The organism is Mesorhizobium sp. YC-39 (assembly GCF_025753795.1).
Lineage (GTDB): Bacteria > Pseudomonadota > Alphaproteobacteria > Rhizobiales > Rhizobiaceae > Mesorhizobium.
This window is the reverse complement of the sequence record NZ_JAOWPS010000002.1, coordinates 667,100-691,131: the sequence shown is the minus strand read 5'-3', so window position 1 is coordinate 691,131 and position 24,032 is coordinate 667,100. Positions and strand designations below refer to the sequence as shown.

Here is a 24,032-nt window from a genome sequence, read left to right as displayed (position 1 = left end):
GTTCTAGACGGCCGCCTGACTATTTCGGGAAGTAGGTTTCGTAAGGTGTGTCGTTGATCAGCAGGATCACGCATTCGGTATCCGACAGGCAGGCGTCGTCGTGCATCTCGTTGGCCTTCTGGGTCCAGTAGGAGCCCGGAGGGAGTTCGACCTTGGTCGCTTCGCCACCGTCCATCTGCCAATGCGCCCACAATCCCTGGATAACCACGGCGCGATAGTCGGCGGTGTGCGCGTGAACCGGTGCACGCCAGTTGCCGGGAACCTTCAGCAACGTGCCCGCTGGGCCATTGGCTCGATCGCCCCACAGCGCACCCAGCCGGTGCGGCTGGTCGGGCACTTCGGCGACATAGGGGATCTTGTCGGCAGGCAGGTAACTGTCCTCGAGGGCAAATGCCTGCCCGGGAATTGCGGACAAGGCGGCGAGCGCAAACGATGCAAAATAGTTAGCCATGGCGGTCTCCTCCACTGGCCAGACTATTCAGGCGGTGCCGGCGGGCCATGACGCTCCGTCCAAAAGATTTGGCAATTCCTCCAGGCGGCCAATCGGCGGAAGTCAGGCCTTTTCAGCGTCAGGGTTCCGCGTCGTCGCCGCCGTTGCGCAGATGGCTTGGCGCCACGCCCATGACTCGCTTAAACGCGCGGCTGAAGGATGCTTCCGAATCGTAACCCAGTTTTGCCGCGGCCACGGAAACCCTCATCCCGTCGCGGGCCAGCCATTGGCGGGCCTGATGCATGCGCACGCGGAGCACATATTTGGCCGGCGTCTCGCCGACCACCGTCGCGAAGCGCTGGGCAAAGGCGGAGCGCGAAGCCCCCATCATCCGCGCCAGGGCTTCGACCGTCCAGTCGCGCTCCGGCTGCAGATGAATGGCGGCCAGCACCTTGCCGACATCGGGATTCCTGACCGCCGCGATCCATCCAGTGGCGTCGCCGCAGCCATTCTCCACCCAGGAGCGAATGATTGTTGCCGCCAGCACGTCGGCGAGGCGCGCCAGAATGCCACCCGATCCGACCCGATCCATCGTCACCTCACCCGCCATCGCATCAAGCAGATGCTGGATGCCCGGCGCGTTCGCCATCAGCTTATGCGCCTGCATCAAGTCCGGCATCATGTCGAGCAACGGGTGCGAGCCGTCGAGGTTGAAATGCATACTGCCGCAGAATAGCAGGGTCTTGGGTCCCCCGCACTCGTTCGAAACGTCGTAGATGTTCTCGCAGACCGGCTCGATCGTGTAGCGGCCGATCGGCACCGGAGTCACGCCCGGCGCGCTGGCCAGTACATGCTCGTCGCCGCGCGGGATCAGCAGCGCGTCGCCCACCGACAGCTCCACCCATTCCTTGGCCGGAGAGAACAGCCAGCAGCCCTGCTGGCCAATAAAGTGAAACCGTGCCGCCTTCTGTGCCGGAAAGGACACCGCCCAGGGTTCACCCAGGACACAACGGCCATAGTCGACGCCATCGAGCCGTAGTCCCCGCAGCATGTCGCTCAGCGGATCGCTCGAAGCCGGCAGCGTTGTTTTGGACGAATTGTAATTCATTTCGGCGTTTATAGCATGGAAACTCCAGACGGTCACTCCCTATGTTGCATTGCAGCCAATGTTGCGCTGCAACCAGACCGGAGCTCCATCATGACCGAACCCGCTACAGGCGTCATCGACGCCGCTGTTCTCGACTCCTCCGAATCCGAAGAACGAGCCGAGCCGGCTTGGGGCGCTGTGGTATCGCTGGCGCTTGGCGTATTCGGCCTGGTGACCGCGGAATTCCTGCCCGCCAGCCTGCTGACGCGGCTGGCGCAGGATCTCGGCATCACCGAGGGTGCGGCCGGACAAGCGGTCACTGCAACGGCTGTGGTCGGGGCAATCGCGGCGCCAACCATGGCTATCGTCACCAAACGGCTGGACCGCAGGCTGGTCATGTGGGGACTGACGGTGCTGCTGATCGTCTCCAACCTGCTGGCGGCCTTCGCGTCGTCGCTTCCCGTTCTCCTGGCCGCTCGCGTCGTTCTTGGCATCGCCCTCGGCGGTTTCTGGTCGATGTCGGCGGCGATGGCCATGCGGCTCGTGCCGATGCGGTTGATGCCGCGCGCGATGTCGATCATCCTCACCGGCGTTTCGGTCGCCACTGTCACCGCGGCCCCGGTTGGCGCCTATGTCGGCGACGTCTGGGGATGGCGCACCGCCTTCATGATCGCGGCCGTGGTCGGCGCCCTGGCGCTCCTGGTGCAGATCGCCACCATTCCGCGCTTGCCGCCGGCAGGCGTGGCCAGTTTTCGTACCTTGCTTGAGGTCATGAAGCGGCCGACGATCCGGGCAGCACTTCTGGTAGTCCTGCTGGTTGCCTCGGGACACTTTGCCGGCTTTACCTATGTCCGGCCATTTCTTGAGAAGGTTCCGGCGCTGGATATCGAGACGATCTCGCTGGTACTGCTCGCCTATGGCATCGGTGGGTTCTTCGGCAATTTCGCCGGCGGGTTCATGGCCGAGCGCAATCTCAAGGCAGCCGTCGGCCTGGCACCTCTGCTGATAGCATTGTCAGCGCTGCTGCTGCTCGTTCTTGGTGCCTCGCCAGTGGTGGCGGCAATGGCAGTCGCAGCCTGGGGCTTTGCTTTCGGCGCGGTGCCGGTCGGGCTGCAGACCTGGCTGGTGCGCGCCGCTCCCGACCAGGCCGAGAGCGCCGGCGGATTGATGGTCGCCACATTCCAGGTGGCGATTGCGCTGGGCGCCGTCTTCGGTGGCCTGCTGGTCGATCACGCCGGCGTGGCCAGCGCCTTCGCCTATTGCGGCATCGCGACGTTGCTGGCTGCCTTGGCGACGTTCCTGGTTGGCCCAAAGCGCGCAAGCTAGATCAGGCTGCCGAAACTCGACATCACCATCGATCAGCCCGAAACCTGCTTAAGGGGTTCGGGCTGAAATCGCCGCCACGAAACGATTCAGGCTCTCATCGACATAGGTGGCCACCTCGATCCTGGGATCAAAACTCCACCACAGCAGCGAGCCTTGCCAATGCGACGCCATCAACAGGCCGATGTCAGGCGGAGCGTTGCCGGCTGAGGCAAAGCAGGTGTCGAGCACGTCGCACAATGATGTCCTCCAGGACGCGCCGCGTGCGCGAAGCAAGGGATCGCGCAGGTCCTCACGCAGCACGAGCAGCCCCTCGGCATAGGATTCGATGCCGCCATAGTCGCGCGACAACGCCACCAGCAGCCCGATCGCCCCGGCCGGCGTTCTTGGGGCAGCCGCTGCCAGCCGCTCCGTCTTGTCGTCCAGCCGGTCCCATGCCTGCAGCAAGGCCTTCTGCTTCAGCGCGGCCTTGCTCTTGAAACGTTGCACCAGAGTCGAGCCCGAAAGCCCGCACGCCTCGGACAGCCGCTCGAAGGTAAGCGCCTCCGGGCCATGGGCGTGGATCAGCCTGTGGGCTGCTTCGAGCACGTCTTCATCGGACTGGGTTTTTGGCCGGGGCATCTTGACATCCATTTATAACCGAATGATCATTTATATATTATGGCGCTGACGAAAACCAGCACTTGCCTGGTCGAATCGAGATTTGGGAGAGCCTAATGACGCTTCAAGGAAAAGTCGCTCTGGTCGCCGGCGCCACGCGCGGGGCCGGCCGGGGCATTGCGGTCGAACTGGGTGCGGCCGGCGCAACCGTCTACGTCACCGGCAGGTCGACGCGCGGTAAGCCGTCCGAATATGCCCGCCCCGAAACGATCGAGGAAACGGCCGAGCAGGTCACTGCGCTTGGCGGCAAGGGCATTGCAGTGCAGGTCGATCACCTGATTTCCGAGGACGTGGGTAAATTGGTCGAGCGCATCCGCGCCGAACAGGGCCGGCTCGACATATTGGTCAATGACATATGGGGCGGCGAAAAGCTGTTCGAATGGAACAAGCCGGTCTGGGAGCACAATCTCGACAATGGGCTGCGCATGCTCAGGCTCGGCATCGACACGCATCTGATTACCGCCCACCATGCGCTGCCGCTGCTGATTGAGCGTCCCGGCGGGCTGCTGGTCGAAGTCACCGATGGTACCGCCGAATACAATGCCGATCACTATCGGCTATCGCCTTTCTATGATCTCGCCAAGGTCTCGGTGACGCGCATGGCATGGGCCTACGCCAAGGATCTCGCCGCGCACGGCGCCACTTCGGTGTCGCTGACGCCGGGTTGGTTGCGGTCCGAAATGATGCTGGAGGCGTTCGGTGTCACCGAAGAGAACTGGCGCGACGCGACCGCAAAGGTGCCGCACTTCGTCATCTCGGAGACACCGCGCTTCATTGGCCGCGCGATAGCGGCGCTGGCCGCGGACCCGGACCGTTCGCGCTGGAACGGACAGTCATTATCGAGCGGCGGGCTGGCGCAGATCTATGGCTTCACCGATGTCGACGGCTCGCGACCCGATGCCTGGCGCTATGTTCCCGAGATTCAGGACGCCGGCAAGCCGGCCGACGCGACGGGGTACCGCTAGATTGGCAGGGGATCGCGAGCCGACAGCCGCTCCGGCTTCAGGCCGAGCGGCCGTCGAAATCGATCACCGGCACCGCGCCAAGATCGATGTCGTCGAGGCAATTGATGTTGATGTAGGCGCTTCGTCCATTCCCTTCGCTGACATCCTCGGCGAAGGGGTGAATGCCGCAGGTGCGGCAGAAGCGGTGTGCGATAATTTGATTGCCGAATGTGTAGCTGCCGAGATCATCGCCCCAGGCAAGCACGCGCAACGTGCCATGCGGCACAGCCCATAGCAGCGCACGCTTGCGCGAGCAGATCGAGCAGTTGCATCGCAGGGCTGCGGTCAATTCGCCTTCGACTTCGAATGCGACCTTGCCGCAGTGGCAGCTGCCTTTGTAGAGCATCGGGCATTCTCCTTTCCTTCGTCCGGCAGGTGCAAATCCGGCTTTGCCGGGTTATGTCTGCGCAGGCCATGTTGGCTGTTAGCCTTTAAGACGTTGCAAGTGGCCGGAGTCCGACACCGAAATGCAATCAGCGCGCGATCGTCTCGAAGCCATCCTGTCGCGTCTCGCCGCCCGTGCGGATGATGAAAACGTGTTTGTAAAACTCTATCCGGAAGCGGCGCGGGCTGCGGCGGATGCCGCCGACACTCGCCGGAGGGCCGGCGTGACGCTTGGGTCGCTCGACGGGGCGATCGTCTCGATCAAGGATCTGTTCGATGTCGCCGGCGAACCGACCACGGCCGGTTCGCTGCTGCTCGCCACCGCGGCGCCGGCGATGCGGGACGCCGTCATCGTGCGGCGGCTGCGGCAGGCGGGAGCGGTGATCCTCGGCAAGACCAATATGACCGAATTCGCCTTCACCGCGATCGGCAACAATCAGCACTACGGCACACCCGGCAACGCGACCGACGCCAGCCTGATCCCCGGCGGCTCATCCTCCGGCGCCGGCGTTTCGGTCGGCGAGGGCACCAGCGACATCTCTATCGGCTCCGATACTGGCGGTTCGGTGCGCATTCCGGCATCGCTGAACGGCGTCGTCGGCCTCAAGCCGACGGCGCGGCGCGTGCCCCTTGATGGCGCGTTCCCGCTGTCCGCCACGCTGGACTCCATCGGCCCGCTCGCCCGCACCGTTGCCGAATGTGCCACGGCCGACGCGGTGATGGCGGGCGAGGAGCCTGCAGCGCTTGTACCGCTTGGGCTTGCGGGACTGCGCATCGGCATTCCACGCGGCATGCTCTTCGACGATACGCAACAAGAGATCGCGGCGGCATTCGACCGATGTGTTCGCAAGATAGAGCTCAGAGGCGCACGTCTCGCCGATCTGTCCATTGACGATCTCCTCGCCGACATGCGCGCCGCCACCAAGCGGGCCTCGATCGCATCAATGGAAGGTGCCGAGGTTCACGCCGACTGGCTGGCGACGGGCGTGCCGGTCCCTGTCGATCCCAGGGTAAGCGGGCCGTTGTCGCGCGCGCTGGCCGTTCCCGCGTCCGTCTATATCAGGACGATCCGCCGGCGCACGGCGCTGGTTGCGGCCATGGACGAACGGCTGGTATTGGTCGACGTGCTGGCCCTGCCGACCACGCCTGTCGCGGCGCCGACCATTGTCTCGATAGCCAGCGACGAGGTGCTGTGCGACCAGACGGAGGGGCTGCTGCTGCGCAACACGCAGGTTGCCAACCAGTTCGACCTCTGCGCGATCTCATTACCGATGCCGGGGACCGCTCCGTCGGCCGGACTGATGCTGGTGGCGCGCAATGGCCATGACCGTCATCTGTTGCGGATTGCTGCTGAAGTGGAGCGGCTGCTTGGTCAGTGACCGGGCGTGAGGATCAGTGCGACGAACAGTGCTTGCGTTCGCCGTCGCTGGCGGTGCGCACGATGCGGGTCGCGACCAACCAGGGAAGGCTGTAGTCCTTGCCGGCGATGTCTGGGTGCGGCGCTCGATCGAGCCTCTGAAAACGATTTTTCCGGTATAAAGTGCGTCTGAAAGGTCTGTTGTCGCCTTGTCGGTCCGCGGCAATCCGCTGATGTCGATCGACACGCCCTTGACGATCCTGCCGGTGGCGAGGTCGAGCGCGCTGTTCGACGGGCAGGGCGCCATGACGCAGCGCAGGCCGTTGTCGCAATAGACATAACTGCTCTCGGCTGCGGCGAGCGATGGCAATACCGCGATTGAAGACGCGGCGACGGTCAGAAAGGCGAGGCGAAGACCGAACATGGTTCTCAACGTCGCGAAGAATTGGGGCGAAACCGCGATGCGCTACGTGTCAGCCGGGAAGCGCCGCCGGTAGTGCTCGACCACTTCGGAATTGCGCAGATTGACCGGCAATTTGTTGGCCAGCACCAACAAGGCCTCGGCCGCCGCGCCGACGCCCATGCGCATCATCGATTGCTCGGTGATCCCTGCCATATGCGGGGTGACGATGACATTGTCGAAGCTGAAATAGGGATGATCTGGCGGCAGCGGCTGCGTCGCAAAGACGTCGAGCGCGGCGCCGCCGATGCGTCCCTTTTTCAGCGCCTCGATCAGCGCATCATCGTCGATCACTGGCCCGCGCGAAACATTGATCAGCAGCGCATCCGGCTTCATCCGGCCGATGCGCTCGCGGCTGATCAGGCCGCGCGTCTCCGGTGTCAGCGGACAGCACAGAACGATGATGTCGCTCTGTTCGATCAGCGCATCGATCGACAGGAAGCCGACTCTGTCAGGCGCCGGCCGCATGCTGCGCGTCGTCGCCACCACGTTCAGGTCGAAGCCATGTGCCGCAATATGGCCAACCGCCTGGCCGATAGCGCCGAGGCCGACAATGCCGATCGTCTTGCCGGCGAGCTCACTGGCCACGACAGTGTGCTCGCGGCCGGCCAGCCAGCCCTTCGCCCGCAAGTCGCGATCCAGCGCCCGGAAACGTCGAAGCAGCGCCAGGGCGGCGAACATCACATATTCGGCGACGGACCGCGCATTCACTCCCGGCACGTTCGCCACCAGCACGCCGGCGGCGGTGGCCGCTTCCATCGGGACCATGTCGAGCCCGGCGCCATGGCGGATTGCGGCCCTGAGTTTCTTCGCCCCTTCGAAAAGCATCGATGGCAGCGGGGCGCGGACGATGATGACATCGACGTTCCGCGCCTCGGCGGTCAGCGTGGCGGCGTCGAGGGCGGAGGCGACAATGAGGTCACCGGCACCAGTCAGCATGGCGGAGGCGCGCGGGTGCAGCGTATGCGTCGACAGAATTCTCGGCATGTCAGACCTGTTCTAGCGTCGGGCTCTGGGGTTGCGTCCCGCCGCCTTCGATCAGGCCCTTCCAGTAGCTTTCCGCGCCTTGCAGATGGGCGCTCATCAACGCCTGCGCGAGATTGCCGTCGCGGCGAAGCAGCGCCTCGTAGATCTGGATGTGCTCGACATGCGAGCGCCGGCTGCGCTCGGGATCGTTGAAATAGATCGGCAGGCGTTGCTGGCCCATCATGTAGTAGACGCTGCACACATTGTGAAAGACGCTGTTCTTGGTCGCCCGCACGATCTCGAGATGAAACTCGCGGTCTTCCTTGGCGAGGCCTTCGCCCGCCGCAATGCGCTCTTCCGAAGCTTTCAGAATCTCGCGCAGCCGCTCGAAATTCTCCTCGGTGGCGCGTGAGCAGGCCAGCTCCGCCGCCTTGATCTCGTGGATCTTGCGCAATTCGACCGTTTCATAGATCCGGACCGGATCGAGCGGCAGGCCAGCCCGCGCAAACAGCGCCATCGCCTCGACGCTGGCCTGTTTGGTGTCGATATAGATGCCGGATTTGGCGCGGCGCTCGACGATGCGCATGGCTTCGAGGATGGCCAGCGCCTCGCGGATCTGGCCACGGCTGACGGCGAAATGCTCGGCCAGTTCACGCTCCGAGGGCGTCCGGCCCGTCCCCTTGTCGGAGTGGGAGAACAGATAAGCGGCGAGCTCCGCGAGAAGGTTCTTTTCTTTCATCGTCAATTGCGTTGCGCGTGCGCCTCCAGGAACCGCTCCGAAATGGTGAATCCCAGTCCGGGTTTTTCGGGGATCGCTATCATACCGTCCTTTGCTTCGACAGTCTCCTCGATCAGGTCGTGGATCATCGGGTTGGCACCGAGCGAATATTCCACGGTGAAGCTCGCCGGTGAGGCGGCGCAGACATGCAGCCCGGCAAAGAAGCAGGGCGCACCGGCCCACAGATGCGGCGCGAAGCGGAGATTGAAGGTGCTGGCGATGGTGCCGATCTTCATCGCCTCGCTGATGCCGCCACAGAAGGCGGGGTCCGGCTGGAAGATGTCGGCCGCCTTGAGCGTGGCGAGGTCGCGGAACGCATAGCGCGTCGCCTCGCTTTCGCCGGTGGCGATCGGGATGGAGCCGGAGGCCCGCACCTCGGCCATCCCCGACTTGTCGTCGGCGACGACGGGTTCCTCGAACCAGGCCAAGTCGAGATCGACGGCGAGATGGATGAAGCGTTTGGCTTCCGCCACCGTGTAGGTGCCATGTGCATCGACCATCAGGTCGACTGCGGGGCCTAGCGCCTGCCTTGCGGCGCGAACGCGGGCAGCGGAAATATGCGGAGCGCCGTCCATGGCGCCGACCCGCATCTTCAGCGCCTTGAAGCCGCCCTTGGCGATGTAGGACTTCAATTGGTCGCCGATCGCTTCGCTGGAAGCCCAGCCGCCGGAAGCGTAGGCCGGCATGCGGTCAAGCTTGCGGCCGCCAAGCAGCCGCCAGACCGGAACCCCGAGCGATTTACCCAGAATGTCCCACAGCGCGATGTCGACGGCGCTGATGGCGGCGATGCTGATGCCGCGCCGCGCCAGTTGCGGCATGGCGTGGCCAGCACGTGCGGCCGTGTCGTGGCGCACGCCGTTGTAGAGCATTTCCCATATGATACCGATATCGGCCGCATCGCAGCCGATCAGTTGCGGGCCGATTTCGTGGTTCAGCATGTGGACGAGGGCGCCATAGCTGCCAGCACTACCGGCGGCGTTCTTGCCTTCGCCCCAGCCGACCAGCCCGTCGTCGGTCTCGATGCGCAGAATGGCGGCGTCGAACGTCGTTACCTGACCGAAGTCGCTGCGATGCTGCTTCGCGGCTTCGATCGGTACGCGGACCCACCAGGCTTGGACCGTCTTGATGCGCATGTTCATCCCCGGCCCTGCCGCCAGCGGGCGGAAGGGCTCATTCCCAGTCGGATCGGCTACTTGATCAGCGGCAGCAACGTTTCGGCGGTGATGCGCATCTGGTCGGTATAGAATTTCTCCGTCAGCACGCTGGAGCCGTGATCCTGGATGAACTTCAGCTGTTCGGGCGAGATGTCGACCGGGTGGCGCTCGACCATATCGGGATAGGGCGCGGCCGGCGTACGGTCGACCGGGGCGACGAACTCATTGGTCAGCGCGCCGTCATAGCCGACCTCCTTCAGCGTCGCGACGATCTTCGGCCAGTCGATCTGCCCCAGCCCTGCGGCGAAGCGGTTGTTGTCGGCGACGTGGAAGTCGAACAGGCGCTTGCCGACCTTACGGATGGCGTCATAGACGTTAAATTCTTCCATGTGGATGTGGTAGGCGTCGAGGCAGACACCGCATTCGGGGCTGACAGCATCGGCGAGCGCCAGCGCCTGGGCGCCGCGGTTGAACAGATAGGTCTCGAAGCGGTTGAGCGGCTCGACCGCGATCTTGACGCCGACCTTCTTGGCATGGGTGAAGCATTCCCTGGTGGCGTCGACCACCCATTTCCACTCTTCCTCCTCGGTGCCGTCAGGCACCACCTTGCCGACGGTCGCGGGAACCAGCGTGATGATCTCGCCATCGAGTTCGCTGACCATCGTCAGCACGTCCTTGACATACTGGACCGAGCGTTCGCGCTGGCCCTGGTTCTTGGCGGCGAGGTTACGTTCGCCCAGCATCAGCGTGACCGCACCCCAGCAGCGAATGCCATGCTCCTTCAGGAGCGCGCGAGTCTCCTTGGTCTTGTACTGCTCGGGTTCGCCGGAAATCTCGATCGACTCGTAGCCGAATTTCTTGATGCGCTTAAGCGTCGTCTCCAACGGTTCCGCCCGCATCCAGTTGTGCGTCGAAAGATGCATGGTCTGTCCTTCCCAGAATTCGCCCGTCACGTTTCCCGCGGCGCCCTCCAGCAAGGCCCGCCGCATGATTCCTCCCCAGGGACGTTCCAGTGTTTTTTGACGAACTGGTTCGACCAATTGGGCCTGACGGCAGGTCTACAGCAAATTCCTCTGGACGGCAAGAAGCCGCGCACTGCAACTCGTTGTGCCGATTACTATATTGAATAGATTAGCGTATTTTCGTAGTTTGTGGTGACTGCTGGCTCTTCGGTGGCACGTCCCGCCGCTTGACCATTCGGCCATATTTGGTAATACCAGAATGGCGACACAAACAAGTGTCTTCGGGAAAACATCAAACGGGCTGGCCCTGCTTTCAATCGGCGCTATGCTTGGTCATGTAAACAATGAGGGAGGATGCCGATGCCGTCGACCATGAAGGGTCCAGGTCTGTTTCTGGCGCAGTTCGCGGGCGACGCCGCACCGTTCAATTCGCTGGCCTCGATCACCAAATGGGCTGCCGGCTTAGGCTACAAGGGCGTGCAGATCCCGACCTGGGACAGCCGGCTGTTCGACCTTAGGAAAGCGGCATCATCCAAGGCCTATTGCGACGAGGTAAAGGGCATCTGTGCGGATGCCGGCGTCGAGATCACCGAATTGTCGACACATCTGCAGGGGCAACTGGTGGCCGTTCATCCGGCCTATGACGCGCAGTTCGACGGCTTCGCGCCGTCCGAGGTGCATAACAATCCGAAAGCGCGACAGAAATGGGCGGTCGAGCAGATGGAGTTCGGCGCCAAGGCATCGAAGAACCTGGGCTTGAAGGCTTCGGTGTCGTTTTGCGGAGCGTTAGCCTTCCCTTACCTTTATCCGTGGCCGCAGCGCCCCGCCGGACTGATCGAGGAAGCGTTTGCCGAACTGGGCAAACGCTGGAAGCCGATTCTTGATGTCTATGAGGACAATGGCGTCGACCTTGGCTACGAGATCCATCCCGGCGAGGACGTGTTCGACGGCGCGACCTTCGAGATGTTCCTCGACGCGGTCGGCGGCCACAAGCGCTGCAACATCAATTACGATCCGTCGCATTTCCTGCTGCAGCAACTCGACTATCTCGAATTCATCGACATCTATCACGAGCGGATCAAGGCGTTTCACGTCAAGGACGCAGAGTTCCACCCGACCGGCAGGCAAGGTGTCTATTCCGGCTACCAGAGCTGGACCAACCGGGCCGGGCGTTTCCGTTCGCTCGGCGACGGGCAGGTGGATTTCGGCGGCATCTTCTCCAAGCTTGCCCAATATAACTATGATTCATGGGCGGTGCTGGAGTGGGAATGCTGCCTGAAGCATCCCGAGGACGGAGCGGCCGAGGGCGCTCCTTTCATCCAGCACCACATCATCAGGGTGACGGAAAAGGCATTCGACGATTTTGCCGGCGGTGCGACCGACAAGAAGATGCTGCGCGCCATGATGGGAATATAACGCGGCTTACCCTCCCCCTTGAGGGAGGGTCGATCCGCACAGCGGATCGGGATGGGGTCGTCGGGCGCAGAGCTCGGCATGAACCGACCCTACCCGGCCCTTCGGGCCACCCTCCCCTCAAGGGGGAGGGGTATCTCAGCCAACACGGGAGAAAAAGCATGGTCGGCGCATCGAAGTCGGAAACGGGAGGCGGCCCGATCCGCTACGGCATGGTCGGTGGCGGGCAAGGCGCCTTCATCGGTGCCGTGCACCGGATCGCGGCGCGCATGGACAATGATTTCGTGCTGGTCGCCGGTGCCCTGTCGTCCAATCCGGCACGGGCCAAAGCATCAGCCGAGGAGCTCGGGCTCGACCCCGCGCGCAGCTACGGCTCGTTCGCCGAGATGGCCAAGGCCGAAGCCAAGCGGTCCGACGGCATCGAGGCGGTGGCCATCGTCACCCCCAACAATGTGCACGTGCCAGCAGCCAAAGCCTTTCTAGAAGCCGGCATCCACGTCATCTGCGACAAGCCGTTGGCCACCACGCTGGCAGAAGCAAAGAAGCTTGCCGCCCTGGTCGAAAAGACAGGCAAGGTGTTCGTGCTGACGCACAATTACACCGCCTATCCGATGGTGCGGCAGGCGCGTGAGATGGTGGCCAAGGGCGTGCTCGGCGACATCCGCATCGTGCAGTCGGAATATCCCCAGGACTGGCTGACCGAGGACCTCGCCGCCACCGGCCAGAAGCAGGCGTCCTGGCGCTCCGATCCCAAACAGGCCGGTGCGGGCGGCGCGCTGGGTGACATCGGCACGCATGCCTACAATCTGGCGCGTTTCGTCTCCGGGCTGGAGCTTGACGCACTGTCGGCAGATCTCGACGCTTTCGTGCCGGGGCGGCAACTCGACGACAATGTCAACGTGATGCTGCGCTTCAAACCTGTTGGCAAGACGCACCCGGCCAAGGGCATGTTGTGGGCGAGCCAGGTGGCGCCCGGCCATGAGAATGGGCTGAAGCTGCGCATCTACGGCACGAAGGGCGGGCTGGAATGGGTGCAGGCCGACCCGAACTATCTGTGGTACACGCCGTTCGGTCAGCCGAAGCAGTTGCTCACCCGAAATGGCGCAGGTGCTCTGCCAGTCGCGGGACGTGTCAGCCGCGTACCGTCAGGCCACCCCGAGGGCTATCTCGAAGGCTTCGCCAACATCTACCAGGAGGCAGCCCGCGCCATCCGCGCGGCGCGCAAGAAGGGCGGCAAGCCGGCAAAGGACGTCGTCTTTCCGACCATCCAGGATGGCGTCGAAGGCATGGCCTTCATCGAGGCCTGCGTGAAGTCGTCGAAGAAGAATGGGGCGTGGACGAAGCTCTAAAAGCAGTCGGGGGAAATTTAAGGGAGGGGGCGTCGATGAAAATCGGCATGTGCATGTTCTTGTGGACGACGGCCGTGTCGAAGAAACACGAGCCATTGCTCCGGGACATCAAGGCGACAGGCTTCGACGGTGTCGAGATCCCGGTGTTCTCAGGCACACCCGACGACTACCGCAAACTCGGCGACTTGCTCGACCGCATCGGGCTGGAGCGAACGGCGGTCTCGGCCATGGGCGATCCGGCGATGAACCTGATCTCGCCGGATGCCGCGACGCGCAAGGCCGGCATCGCCTACATGAAATGGGCGATCGACTGCGCTCAGGCGCTTGGCGCGAACACGTTGAGCGGCCCGCTGCATTCGACATTGGGCGCCTTCTCCGGCACTGGGCCGACAGCGGCGGAAAAGAAGCGCTCGGTCGCCTCGCAACGCGCCATCGGCGATCATGCAGGCAAGCGGAATGTCACCATCGGGCTGGAAGCGCTCAACCGCTTCGAATGCTATCTCGTGAACACGATGGACGATCTGTCGGCGCATATCGACACCATCGACCGGCCGCACATCAAGGCGATGTACGACACGTTCCATGCCAATATCGAGGAGGCCGATCCGATCGGCGCCTATAGGCGGAATCGGAAAAACATCGTCCACATCCACATTTCAGAGAATGATCGCGGTGTGCCGGGGCGCGGCCACATTCCGTGGCAGGAGACGTTTTCAGCCATCCGCAAGAGCGGCTATGACGACTGGCTGACGATCGAGGCCTTCGGACGTTCGTTGAAAGACCTCGCGGCGGCGACCAAGGTGTGGCGCGATTTTTCGGAAAGCCCGGAGGCGGTTTACCGGGACGGGTATAAGCATATCAGGGACGGGTGGAAGAAGGCCGCGTAAGCTGCTCCCTTCGTCATCCTCGGGTTCTGCGCCGCTTCGCTCCTTGCTCCGCCCGTGGATGACGAAGGCGCGGGTGGGCCGCTGCCGATCATGGCGTCGAGGCGGTCACCCCTGCTCGGCCTGGATCCTGTTATAATCATGGATCGTCCGGCTCAGCCGGCGGCGCAGGAAGTTGGAGATGTTGTCGAAGATGAAGACGACGAACAGGATCAGCAGCACCATGTAGAAGACATTGGCCCAGTTGGAATTGGTGCGCATCGCTTCCCAAAGTTTCAGGCCGATGCCGCCCGCGCCGACGGCGCCGATGATGGTCGCGCCCCTGGTGTTGGATTCCCACTGGTAGAGCGTCTGGCTGATGAACATCGGTATCACTTCCGGCAGGACGCCATAGCGCTGCACCAAAAGGCCGTTGGCGCCGGTCGACAGCACACCTTCACGCGGCTTGTCGTCGATGTTCTCGAGACCTTCCGAATAGACTTTGCCGAGCGTGCCGATCTCGGTGAAGAAGATCGCCGCACTGCCGGCCAAGGGGCCAGGACCGAAGGCGCGGGTGAAGAACAGCGCCCAGATCAGCATGTCGACCGAGCGCATGAAATCGAAGAAGCGCTTGAGGATCTGGCTGAGCAGCCCGCTCGGCGTGATGTTGCGGGCGGCGAAGAAGGCGAGCGGGAAGGCGACGATGCCGCCGAGCAAGGTGCCGAGAAACGCCATGACAATGGTCTGCAGCAGCTTGGTCCACACGTCGCCGTGCTGCCACTGCGAATTGTACCAGATATTGTTGGCGGCCAGCGCCAGGTTGGATGTGCCCGGCTTGAGCTCGGGTCCCGAAATCAACAGCGAAACCACCTCGCCGGCTGGTTTGCCGAAAAAGGGCGAGCGCGTATCGAAGACGAAGTTCGCCCAGCCGAGAAAGCGCTTGCGTATCCTGACGCGGTCCGTCGCGACCCGGACCTCGCCGGCAAAGCCCATATCGGCGACGATCTCGTCGTCGTGAGCGGTGATCCAATCAGGAATTGGCCCGGAAACCACCGGCTTGCCGCTAGCCAGCGATACCGGCACCGTCTGGCCATGAGCGACCAGCGTGGCCGCGGTCTTGCTGAAGGTGATGGATTTGGCGACACCATTGATCAGGACCGTGACGGAACCATCCGGATTGGTCTTGACCCAGTCGGGATGCGGGTCGTCGCCGAGCGCGGAAAAGCGTGGATATTTCGGCGTAATCTCAGGCTCGTCGAGGCGGAATATCGGCTGCACGTCGTAGCTGATCCACTGGGTCAGGAAGAGCGGCAGCCGCTCCCAATGCGATTCGCGCATGACCTGCGGCAGGTTGAAGAACCACAAGGCATAGACGAAGTAGAGCAAGGTGCCGACAATCAGCAGCAGCGGGCCGAAACGCTTGTGGAACGGCCGCCGGAAGACTTGCGGGAAGCGTTCCTCGATCGAGCTTATTTCGTCGGCGGTCATCGCTGCCATGGGCTGTCTTCTTGGTGGTTCGCCATGATCTTTCCCAAAAACCGGAATCCACTTTTTGGGATCATGGCGAGCCGTTCATCAGAAATGCCTGCTCGCCGACCAGCTTGCGGCGCAGCCAGGCGGAGAACTGGTCGACGATGAAGATGGTGGTGAACAGGAGCAGGACCAGCGCCAGCGTCTTGGCGCCGAAGCCGCGCGAAATGGAGAGCTTGAGCTCCTCGCCGATACCGCCGCCGCCGACCGCGCCAATGATCGTAGACGCACGCACGTTGATCTCGATCCTGAGCAGCGTGTAGGACATGAAATTGGGCAGGACCTGCGGCAGGCCAGCGAAGCGCACCCGCTCGAACCAGTTGGCGCCGACCGCCGTCAGGCCTTCGTCGGGGCGCATGTCGATGTTCTCGTTGATCTCGTAGAACAGCTTGCCGAGCGCGCCGATCGAATGCAGGCCGATGGCGATGATGGCGGCAATCGGGCCGATCGAAAGGACGGCAGCGAACAGGCCGGCGATGACGATTTCGGGAAAGGCGCGCAGCAGTTCCATCAGGCGCTTGACGACGAGCCTCAGCACCGGATGGGGGGTCAGATTGCGCGCCGCGATGAAGGAGAACGGCACGGCAAAAACGAAGCCGATAAAGGTCGAGACCAGAGCCACGTTGAGCGTGGTGATCATCAGCTCGAAATATTCGGGTATGTAGAAACCGCCTGAGATATAGACCCGGCCGAGCGGGAAATTGAATTCCTGAGAGCCGGAGTCATGCGGGGAAGCGATGTCGAACAGCGCCCGCCAGACATCGTTCCAGTCCTTGGGGATAAGCCAGCTCAGGAAATCCAGCAGGTGCGGCAGCCGGTCGAAAAAGTGGCCGGCATTGGCTTCGTCGGCGAACCACATGGTGGCGCACAAGGCCACAAACAGCAGGCCGATGCCCAGGCCCGTATAGAGCCGGCGCAAGGACGTCTGGCGCCGCCAGGCATCGGCCGCCTGATGGGTCGCGTCAGAATGGATTGTCGCTGATGTCATGATCGGGAGATGCAAAAAGGGCGGCGCTGGTAACGCCGCCCTTCTTGAATTGCCGTCAGCCGCCGATCGCGGCTTTGCGGGCTTCGACGATGACATTGTAGAAGTCCGCCTTGACCGGAACGTAGCCGGTGAAGTCGCCGCCTTCCACAGCCTCAAAGCAGGGCTTGTCGGTGGTCGGGAGCTTGGTGAAGAAGTCGGTGAGCTTGGTGGTCATCTCGGCGCCGAGCGCGGTGCGCACGACCAGCGGACCATTCGGGATCAGGCTGGAACGCCAGACCTCGACGAAGTCCTGAGGGTCGATGGCGCCCTTGGCGACCACCTTGTGGAAGCTGCCGGAAGTGAAGCCGTCCTTGAAGTCGCCAATGCCCGAGGAATCGTCCACCGCCACGTCGACCTTGCCGTCGCGCACCGCCAGGATGTTGTTTTCATGGCCGCCATTGAACTGGGTCGAAGCGAAGAAAGTTTCGTTCGAAGCGCCGGTGTCCTTCGGAATCTGGGTCAGCGGGATCAGGTAGCCGGAAGTCGAATCCGGATCGGCATAACCAAGCTTCTTGCCTTTCGCGGACTTGATGTCGGTGATTCCCGAGGATTTGAGCGCCAGGCCGATCGAATAATAGCCGGTCGCGCCGTCGGTCTGCTGGGTGGTGAGGATCGGGGTGACCGCCTTTGGGTCCTTGAGATAAACGCTGGCGTAGCCGGAAGCGCCAAGCTCGGCGAAATCGAGCGTGCCGCCGAGCAGGCCCTGGATGACGCCGTCATAGTCGGCGGCCGGGAACAGCGACACTTTTTCGAAGCCGAATTCGGTCTTCAGATGATCGGCCAGGCACTGGTAGTTGCGCAGCCGGTCGGTTTCGTTCTCGCCGCCAAGGATGCCGACGCGGAATTCCTTGATATCGGCGGCATGGGCAGCGCCCGCCACTATCGCGAGCATTGATACGGCGCCAAAAACCATCTTCCTAAACATGTGGATCTCTCTCCTGTTGTTCCGGCCTCGCGCCGGCAGCGTTCGAATTTTGACAGGTGCCTTTGACGCTGGCTGGCGATCCGGGTTGCTCTTTTGCTTGTCCATGATCTTTCCCGAAAACCGGTTTCCACTTTTCGGGATCATGGCCTCAGTAACCAGGGAATGCTGGCTCAAGCGGTCCGGCGGATGCGGTGATCTTCGGCTTGATGGTGACGCTGGTCGAAGTGATGGCCTCGGAAATCTCGGCGCCGTTGCTGTCGGCGCCATAGACCATGCGCACTGCTTCGCGGTTGAGGTCTTCCGGCGAGCCGTCGAACACGACCTTGCCGGCCGCCATGCCGATGATGCGGTTGCAATAGGCCCGCGCCGTATCCAGCGTGTGCAGGTTGGTGACGACGGTGATGCCCTCGCGCAGATTGATGTCCTGCAGCGAATCCATCACCACCTTGGCGTTGAGAGGGTCGAGCGAGGCGATCGGTTCGTCGGCGAGGATCACCTTCGGCTGCTGCATCATGGCCCGGGCAATCGCGACGCGCTGCTGCTGGCCGCCAGACAGGGTGCCGGCGGGCTGAAGCGCGGTGCGGGCGATGTCGAGGCGCTCGAGCGCGGCGACCGCCTCGGCGCATTCGTTGCGGGAGAAGACGCCGAGCAGGTTGGACACGGTCGAACGGTGATTGAGCCGGCCGAGCAGCACATTGGTCAGCACGTCGAGGCGCGGCACCAGGTTGAACTGCTGGAAGATCATGGCACAGTCGCGCTGCCAGCGTCGGAGTGGCGAGCCGCGCAGCCGGGAAACTTCGGCGCCGTCAAAAAAAATCGACCCTTGGCTCGGGTCGATAAGGCGGTTGATCATGCGCAAAAGGGTCGATTTGCCGGCGCCGGAGCGACCGATGATGCCGACCATCTGACCGTGCGGGATCGAGATGTCGACATTGCTGACAGCGGTGTTCTTGCCAAACCGGCGCGTGACGCCGCGAATTTCGAGCGTTGCTGACATTTCTTGCGTTGCTGACATGGGGTAAGCTCCAGTCCCGTCGCGGTTGAAGGTCTGTTAACCCTCGCTAGCGCAACGCCATGAACCTGCGGTGTCGGATTGATGTCAGTTTTGTTACCGCCCACAGGCGCGTCGAGCGGGCAGGCGAGTTGACCCAAACCCGTGCCGTCCGGGCGGCATGCATGGGATCAGCCGAGCACCAGCAACTCCTCGAAATGTTCCATGTCCCTGAAGCTGCAAAAGGCAGGCGGCCGCAGCTCGATGACCGGAGCCTGGCGGGCAAACAGCGAGAGGCAATCGTCGAACAGATCTTGCCACTCGGGCGCCCTTTCGTCCGACAGACGCCGGATCTGGTAGGCGAAAGTGATGTGGAAGACGTAAGTGTCGTGGTCGGGATGCCGGTATCCGAACGGCGCCGACAAGGCATCGCGCCACGCGCTCATGATACGCACGTCCCGGTCGGTTGCGCCGGCAACCGTCAAGCCCGTCGGCACGACATCGACGACCTTGATCTTGAAGGCGCCGCAGCCTTCGAAGCCGTTCAGGCGCTCCTGATAGAGGCGGGTCATGCCGTCGATGCTGGTGTCGAGCGGCACATCCCCCGGCCAATAGGGAAGCCGGCGGCGGTATTCGATGATGCCCTGGAACAGCGTCATGTGCAGGCTGGAAACGGGTGTGAAGGCCAGCCGGTCGGCGTCGGGCATCGCGCGCATGCGCTCGCGCACGTCGAGGACCACCGCCTCTGAAGCTGAGCCGTTGACGAGATGGCAGACGACCGTGTTGCCGGGCTCGGTCAGGAAATTGCCTGCCGTGTCGTAGCGCCTGCCGAGATGCACGGGAGGAGTCGGATTGGTGCCTTCGAAAAATCCGGCGAGCGAGGATTTTGGCTTGTCGAGCATGGCGATCTCCTTGGGAAGACCGCGTCCTGTCCGAGTCATGTGTCAGGGATGTGAATTAGCCCGCTCCATGACAATGTCGTGATGAGCTATCCGCCGTATTTTTCCAGGAAGGCTTCCGCCTCCAACTCGCGAAAATCGTCGAGCGCGGCGCGCAGCCTTGCGTGGTCCCAATCCCACCAGGCGAGTGCCTGATAGCGTTCCGCCGTGCGGCGGTCGAAGCGTTCGCGAATTGGTTTTGCCGGCACGCCGCCAACGATGGTGTAAGGGGCGACATCCCTGGACACAACCGCGCCGGCGCCGACCGCGGCGCCATCGCCGACGGTGACGCCGGGCAGGATGATCGAGCCGTGGCCAAGCCAGGTGTCGTGGCCGATGGTGACGCGTTTGGCACGGCGCTGGGCAAAGAATTCACTCTCGTGCTCGGCGTCGTCCCAATAGTCCGAAGCGCGGTAGGTGAAATGATGCAGCGTCGGCCGCCAGGTCGGATGATTGGTGGCGTTGATGCGCACGCTGGCGGCGATATTGGAAAACTTGCCGATCGTTGCGCACCAGACGGCGCAATCCTGCATCATGTAGGAATAGTCGCCGAGCGTGCTTTCCGAGACCCGGCTGCGATCGGCAATCTCGGTCCAGCGGCCGAGCGTCGAGTTCTCGACTTGCGCCGTCTCATGGACCAGCGGCGCTTCCGACAGTTTTTTGCTCATGCTGCGATTTTCCCGGCGGCGAAGGCGGTCACATCGATGATGCGGTCGGCCACCGCCTCGCGCACGTCGTGATCGTGGAAGATGCCGAGCAAGGCGACGCCCGCCGCCTTCTTGGCGGCGATCAGCGCAATCACCACGTCGCGGTTCCTGGCGTCGAGCGATGCGGTCGGCTCGTCGAGCAGCAGGATCGGGTGCTCGGTGATGAAGCCGCGCGCGATGTTGACGCGCTGCTGCTCGCCGCCGGAAAACGTCGCCGGCGGCAGCGCCCAGAGCTTTTCCGGCAGGTTGAGCTCAGCCAGCAGAGAACGAGATTTCTCCCGCGCGGCCTCGCGTTCCTCGCCGCGCTCGACCAGCGGCTCGGCGACGACGTCAAGTGCGGAGACGCGCGGCACGGTGCGCAGGAACTGGCTGACATAGCCGATCGTTTGCCGGCGCACGGCAAGCACGGTGCGCGGGCTGGCTGTCGCGAGATCGATGAGACCGTCATCGTGCTGGACGATGATCTGCCCCTCGTCGACGGCATAGTTGCCGTAGAGCATCTTCAGGATCGAGCTCTTGCCGGCGCCGGAAGGGCCGCCGAGCACGGCGCATTCTCCGGCCTGGATCGAGAACGAGACGCCGGCGACCACCGGCAGTCTGATGCCGTCGCGGAGATGCATGGTGAAGCTTTTTGCGACATCGGAGACGACGAGCGGGGTTGGCATGGTTACACCTGCAAAATCGAAGAAACGAGGAGCTGCGTGTAGGGCGCGCGGGGGTCGTCGAGCACGCGGTCGGTGAGGCCGCTTTCGACGACGCGGCCGTCCTTCATCACCATCATGCGCTGCGACAGGAGCCGTGCCACCGCAAGGTCGTGCGTGACGACGATGGCCGCCAGGCCAAGGTCGGTGACGAGGCCGCGCAGCAGGTCGAGCAGGCGCGCCTGCACCGAGACGTCGAGGCCACCGGTCGGCTCGTCCATGAACACCAGCCGCGGCCCGGTGACGAGGTTGCGGGCGATCTGCAGGCGCTGGCGCATGCCACCGGAAAAGGCGCGCGGCTCGTCGTCGATGCGGTCCTCGTCGATCTCGACGCGCGACAGCCAGTCGACGGCAGTGGCGCGGATCTTGCCGTAGTGACGGTCGCCCACCGCCATTAGCCGCTCGCCGACATTGGCGCCGGCCGACACTGTCATACGAAGTCCATCTGCCGGGTTCTGATGAACAAAACCCCAGTCGGTGCGCATCAGGAAGCGGCGCTCCGCCTCGCTCATGCGGTAGAGCTCGCGGAACTGGCCGTCGCGCATGCGGTAGCTGGCGGTGCCGGAACTGGGCAGCAGCCTGGTCGACAGGCAGTTGAGCAGCGTCGTCTTGCCGGAACCGGATTCGCCGACCACCGCCAGCACCTCGCCCGGCCACAAGTCGAAGGTGACGTTTTCGCAGCCGACGCGCGAGCCGTAGAACTTGGAAAGCGCGCTGACGCGCAGCAGCGGTTCGTCGGTCATTGCGCCGGCTCCGTTTTTTCCAGGGCAAGAGGGGTTTCGGGCGCAAGATGGCCGCGATGGCCTTCTTCACGCCGCTTCTCGCAATGATCGGTGTCGGAGCAGACGAACATGTGGCCGCCATGGTCGTCGAGGATGACCTCGTCTAGATAGACGTTCTCGGCCGCGCACAGCGCGCAGGGCTGGTCGAAGGTCTGCACCTCGAACGGATGGTCCTCGAAGTCGAGACTGACCACCTCGGTGAAGGGCGGCACTGCATAGATACGCTTTTCGCGGCCGGCGCCGAACAGTTGCAAAGCTGGCGAACGGTGCATTTTCGGGTTATCGAACTTCGGCGTCGGCGACGGGTCCATCACATAGCGGCCCTCGACCTTGACCGGGTAGGCGTAGGTGGTGGCGATGCGACCGTGCCTGGCGATGTCCTCGTAGAGCTTCACATGCATGAGGCCGTATTCCTCCAGGGCATGCATTTTGCGCGTTTCGGTCTCGCGCGGTTCGAGGAAGCGCAACGGTTCGGGAATCGGCACCTGATAGACCAGCACCTGGCCCGCGCTCAGCGGATGTTCGGGGATGCGGTGGCGGGTCTGGATAATGGTCGCCTTCGCCGTCTCGGTGGTCACGGCGACATTGGCGACCTTCTTGAAAAAAGCGCGGATCGAAACGGCATTGGTGGTGTCGTCGGCACCTTGGTCGATGACCTTGAGCACATCGTCGGGACCGATGATCGAGGCAGTGACCTGCACGCCGCCAGTGCCCCAGCCATAGGGCATCGGCATTTCGCGCGACGCGAACGGCACCTGATAGCCGGGGATGGCGATGCCCTTGAGGATCGCCCGGCGGATCATCCTTTTGGTCTGCTCGTCGAGATAGGCGAAGTTGTAGGTGGCGATGTCGGTCATGGCGATCACATCCGCATTGTGCTATCGAATCGGCGTCCAAGACGCGGAAACAGGGGCGAAATCGGATGACCCAAACCGGTCGGATGTATCTCGGAATTCTCCTGCTGGTGTTCGCCTGCGTGGTTGCCTTTATCCTTCGAAGAATGGTTTTTCCCGCAGCCAGGGAAGGCGCGCACGGCGAGAGCATTGGCCCCAGCGGCGGCTACAGCGGAGGGCATGGCGACCATTCGCACGACAGCGGTGGCGGTGATGGCGGGTCGGGCGACTAGGCTCATTCCGCGGCCTCCTTCTTTTCTTCCAGCATGTCGGCATTTTCGCGGGCGTCGTGCTCGGCGCGCATGCGGCGCACCAGGTCGAGCTCGGCTTGGAAATCGACATAGTGCGGCAGCTTGAGGTGCTCGACGAAGCCGGTCGCCTGGACATTGTCGGAATGCGAGATGACGAACTCCTCGTCCTGAGCCGCGGCGACGACGTCCTCGCCGAATTCAGTTGCACGAAGAGCGCGGTCGCATAGCGCCATGGCCATCGCCTTGCGCTCGCTCTGGCCGAAGACGAGGCCGTAGCCGCGGGTGAATTGCGGCGGCGCCTTGGCCGAGCCTTTGAACTGGTTGACCATCTGGCACTCGGTGACACGCACCGAGCTGAGCGGTACGGCGAAAGGCAGCTCCGGCACGTCGAGTTCCAGCTCGACCTCACCGATGCGAACCTCGCCAACGAAGGGATGATTGCGGGCATAGCCGCGCTGGGTGGAATAGCCCAGTGCGAGGAGAAAACCCTCATCACCGCGTGACAGCGCCTGCAGGCGGATGTCGCGCGCCATCGGAAATTCCAGCGGCTCGCGGGTGATGTCGCCGGGGACATGATCCCCAGGCATGTCGCCATCAGGCTCGATCAGGCCTTCGCGGGCGAGGATCGCGGAGACGCGCGGCATGGCTTCCGCCTCGCTGGCGCGCTGCAGCGGCTCGGTGACATCGCCACCGGCGGCGAGTTCGGGATCGAGCAGCCGGTGGGTGTAGTCGAAGGTCGGGCCGAGCAGCTGGCCGCCGGGCAGATCCTTGTAGGTCGCCGACACACGCCGCTCGACCAGCATCGCGCCGGTGTCGATCGCCTTGGTGTAGCCGAAGCGCGGCAGCGTCGTGCGATAGGCGCGAACCAGGAAGATCGCCTCGATCATGTCGCCGCGCGCCTGGACAATGGCGAGTGCCGCCAATTCCCTGTCGTAGAGCGAACCTTCGCTCATCACCCGGTCGACGCCGAGCGCCAGTTGCTCGACGATCTGGTCGAGGCGAAGCGCCGGCACCGAGCGGTCGCCACGCCGGCGATCGGCGAGCAGAGCGTGGGCGTTGGCAATGGCCGCTTCGCCGCCTTTTACTGCGACATACAT

Annotated in this window: 26 protein-coding genes; 8 read left to right on the top strand and 18 right to left on the bottom strand. The window is 63.3% G+C overall.

The window, feature by feature from the left end:
• Positions 1-19 precede the first annotated feature (19 nt).
• Together OHD62_RS12775 and OHD62_RS12770 are read right to left on the bottom strand one after the other, a co-directional pair.
• On the bottom strand, positions 20-451 hold the full coding sequence (locus tag OHD62_RS12775) for a DUF4437 domain-containing protein (protein ID WP_263783101.1): 432 nt from the start codon (positions 449-451) through the stop codon (positions 20-22).
• Between the two features lie 118 nt (positions 452-569).
• Complete coding sequence (locus tag OHD62_RS12770; protein ID WP_263783099.1) at positions 570-1,538, bottom strand: AraC family transcriptional regulator; 969 nt, start codon at positions 1,536-1,538, stop codon at positions 570-572.
• 90 nt (positions 1,539-1,628) lie between these two features.
• Between OHD62_RS12770 and OHD62_RS12765 the strand changes: the two genes are divergently transcribed.
• Positions 1,629-2,843, top strand: a complete 1,215-nt coding sequence (locus tag OHD62_RS12765; RefSeq protein ID WP_263783098.1) for an MFS transporter — start codon at positions 1,629-1,631, stop codon at positions 2,841-2,843.
• Between the two features lie 48 nt (positions 2,844-2,891).
• Here the strand turns inward: OHD62_RS12765 and OHD62_RS12760 are convergent, their stop codons facing one another.
• On the bottom strand, positions 2,892-3,461 hold the full coding sequence (locus OHD62_RS12760; RefSeq protein ID WP_263783097.1) for a TetR/AcrR family transcriptional regulator: 570 nt from the start codon (positions 3,459-3,461) through the stop codon (positions 2,892-2,894).
• Between the two features lie 95 nt (positions 3,462-3,556).
• On the opposite strand from OHD62_RS12760, the gene OHD62_RS12755 reads away from it, so the two are divergent.
• On the top strand, positions 3,557-4,465 hold the full coding sequence (locus OHD62_RS12755) for an SDR family oxidoreductase (RefSeq protein ID WP_263783096.1): 909 nt from the start codon (positions 3,557-3,559) through the stop codon (positions 4,463-4,465).
• Positions 4,466-4,502: 37 nt separating this feature from the next.
• Here OHD62_RS12755 and OHD62_RS12750 read toward each other — a convergent pair whose 3' ends face one another.
• Positions 4,503-4,850, bottom strand: coding sequence for a GFA family protein (locus OHD62_RS12750; RefSeq protein ID WP_263783095.1), 348 nt, complete (start codon positions 4,848-4,850; stop codon positions 4,503-4,505).
• 121 nt (positions 4,851-4,971) lie between these two features.
• Here OHD62_RS12750 and OHD62_RS12745 point away from each other — a divergent pair, with 121 nt between their 5' ends.
• Together OHD62_RS12745 and OHD62_RS12740 are read left to right on the top strand one after the other, a co-directional pair.
• Positions 4,972-6,267 carry an amidase gene (locus tag OHD62_RS12745; RefSeq protein WP_263783094.1) on the top strand — a complete coding sequence of 432 codons (1,296 nt, stop codon included), beginning with the start codon at positions 4,972-4,974 and terminating at the stop codon, positions 6,265-6,267.
• A gap of 187 nt (positions 6,268-6,454) precedes the next feature.
• Positions 6,455-6,580, top strand: coding sequence for a hypothetical protein (locus tag OHD62_RS12740; RefSeq protein WP_263783092.1), 126 nt, complete (start codon positions 6,455-6,457; stop codon positions 6,578-6,580).
• 131 nt (positions 6,581-6,711) lie between these two features.
• Here OHD62_RS12740 and OHD62_RS12735 read toward each other — a convergent pair whose 3' ends face one another.
• From OHD62_RS12735 to OHD62_RS12720, 4 genes are read right to left on the bottom strand one after another with little or no spacing between them, the layout of a single operon-like run.
• Complete coding sequence (locus OHD62_RS12735) at positions 6,712-7,692, bottom strand: hydroxyacid dehydrogenase (RefSeq protein ID WP_263783091.1); 981 nt, start codon at positions 7,690-7,692, stop codon at positions 6,712-6,714.
• A gap of 1 nt (position 7,693) precedes the next feature.
• The gene (locus OHD62_RS12730) at positions 7,694-8,410 is read right to left on the bottom strand and encodes a FadR/GntR family transcriptional regulator (protein WP_263783089.1); all 717 of its coding nucleotides are present in this window, start codon (positions 8,408-8,410) and stop codon (positions 7,694-7,696) included.
• 2 nt (positions 8,411-8,412) lie between these two features.
• A complete protein-coding gene (locus OHD62_RS12725; protein WP_263783088.1) occupies positions 8,413-9,582 on the bottom strand; it encodes a mandelate racemase/muconate lactonizing enzyme family protein in 1,170 nt (389 codons plus the stop codon).
• A gap of 56 nt (positions 9,583-9,638) precedes the next feature.
• Positions 9,639-10,526 carry a sugar phosphate isomerase/epimerase family protein gene (locus OHD62_RS12720; RefSeq protein WP_263783872.1) on the bottom strand — a complete coding sequence of 296 codons (888 nt, stop codon included), beginning with the start codon at positions 10,524-10,526 and terminating at the stop codon, positions 9,639-9,641.
• 399 nt (positions 10,527-10,925) lie between these two features.
• On the opposite strand from OHD62_RS12720, the gene OHD62_RS12715 reads away from it, so the two are divergent.
• The 3 genes from OHD62_RS12715 (at position 10,926) to OHD62_RS12705 (ending at position 14,214) form a co-directional block, all read left to right on the top strand.
• Positions 10,926-11,981: a sugar phosphate isomerase/epimerase family protein gene (locus tag OHD62_RS12715; protein ID WP_263783086.1), complete on the top strand. Its 1,056-nt coding sequence runs from the start codon at positions 10,926-10,928 to the stop codon at positions 11,979-11,981.
• A 158-nt stretch (positions 11,982-12,139) separates the two neighbouring features.
• Positions 12,140-13,327 (top strand): Gfo/Idh/MocA family protein, encoded by a 1,188-nt coding sequence (locus OHD62_RS12710; protein WP_263783085.1) that lies wholly within the window; start codon positions 12,140-12,142, stop codon positions 13,325-13,327.
• Between the two features lie 35 nt (positions 13,328-13,362).
• Complete coding sequence (locus OHD62_RS12705) at positions 13,363-14,214, top strand: sugar phosphate isomerase/epimerase family protein (protein WP_263783084.1); 852 nt, start codon at positions 13,363-13,365, stop codon at positions 14,212-14,214.
• A gap of 105 nt (positions 14,215-14,319) precedes the next feature.
• Here OHD62_RS12705 and phnE (OHD62_RS12700) read toward each other — a convergent pair whose 3' ends face one another.
• The 9 genes from phnE (OHD62_RS12700) to OHD62_RS12660 form a co-directional block, all read right to left on the bottom strand.
• Entirely contained in the window at positions 14,320-15,687 is a 1,368-nt protein-coding gene (gene phnE / locus OHD62_RS12700) for a phosphonate ABC transporter, permease protein PhnE (protein WP_263783082.1), read from the bottom strand.
• A gap of 61 nt (positions 15,688-15,748) precedes the next feature.
• Positions 15,749-16,708, bottom strand: coding sequence for a phosphonate ABC transporter, permease protein PhnE (phnE, locus tag OHD62_RS12695; RefSeq protein WP_263783081.1), 960 nt, complete (start codon positions 16,706-16,708; stop codon positions 15,749-15,751).
• A 55-nt stretch (positions 16,709-16,763) separates the two neighbouring features.
• Positions 16,764-17,672, bottom strand: a complete 909-nt coding sequence (gene phnD / locus OHD62_RS12690; protein WP_263783079.1) for a phosphonate ABC transporter substrate-binding protein — start codon at positions 17,670-17,672, stop codon at positions 16,764-16,766.
• Positions 17,673-17,820: 148 nt separating this feature from the next.
• Entirely contained in the window at positions 17,821-18,687 is an 867-nt protein-coding gene (phnC, locus tag OHD62_RS12685) for a phosphonate ABC transporter ATP-binding protein (protein ID WP_263783078.1), read from the bottom strand.
• A 167-nt stretch (positions 18,688-18,854) separates the two neighbouring features.
• Positions 18,855-19,565 (bottom strand): DUF1868 domain-containing protein, encoded by a 711-nt coding sequence (locus OHD62_RS12680; protein ID WP_263783077.1) that lies wholly within the window; start codon positions 19,563-19,565, stop codon positions 18,855-18,857.
• 86 nt (positions 19,566-19,651) lie between these two features.
• Entirely contained in the window at positions 19,652-20,269 is a 618-nt protein-coding gene (locus OHD62_RS12675; protein WP_263783076.1) for a DapH/DapD/GlmU-related protein, read from the bottom strand.
• The gene (phnL, locus tag OHD62_RS12670) at positions 20,266-20,973 is read right to left on the bottom strand and encodes a phosphonate C-P lyase system protein PhnL (protein ID WP_263783075.1); all 708 of its coding nucleotides are present in this window, start codon (positions 20,971-20,973) and stop codon (positions 20,266-20,268) included. Before phnL ends, OHD62_RS12675 begins: the two co-directional genes overlap by 4 nt.
• A 2-nt stretch (positions 20,974-20,975) precedes the next feature.
• Entirely contained in the window at positions 20,976-21,752 is a 777-nt protein-coding gene (gene phnK, locus OHD62_RS12665) for a phosphonate C-P lyase system protein PhnK (protein WP_065009749.1), read from the bottom strand.
• Positions 21,749-22,648 (bottom strand): alpha-D-ribose 1-methylphosphonate 5-phosphate C-P-lyase PhnJ, encoded by a 900-nt coding sequence (locus tag OHD62_RS12660; protein WP_263783066.1) that lies wholly within the window; start codon positions 22,646-22,648, stop codon positions 21,749-21,751. The genes phnK and OHD62_RS12660 overlap by 4 nt, the downstream gene beginning before the upstream one ends.
• A 65-nt stretch (positions 22,649-22,713) precedes the next feature.
• Here OHD62_RS12660 and OHD62_RS12655 point away from each other — a divergent pair, with 65 nt between their 5' ends.
• Positions 22,714-22,917, top strand: coding sequence for a hypothetical protein (locus OHD62_RS12655; protein WP_263783065.1), 204 nt, complete (start codon positions 22,714-22,716; stop codon positions 22,915-22,917).
• A gap of 2 nt (positions 22,918-22,919) precedes the next feature.
• Here OHD62_RS12655 and OHD62_RS12650 read toward each other — a convergent pair whose 3' ends face one another.
• The gene (locus OHD62_RS12650) at positions 22,920-24,032 is read right to left on the bottom strand and encodes a carbon-phosphorus lyase complex subunit PhnI (RefSeq protein WP_263783064.1); all 1,113 of its coding nucleotides are present in this window, start codon (positions 24,030-24,032) and stop codon (positions 22,920-22,922) included.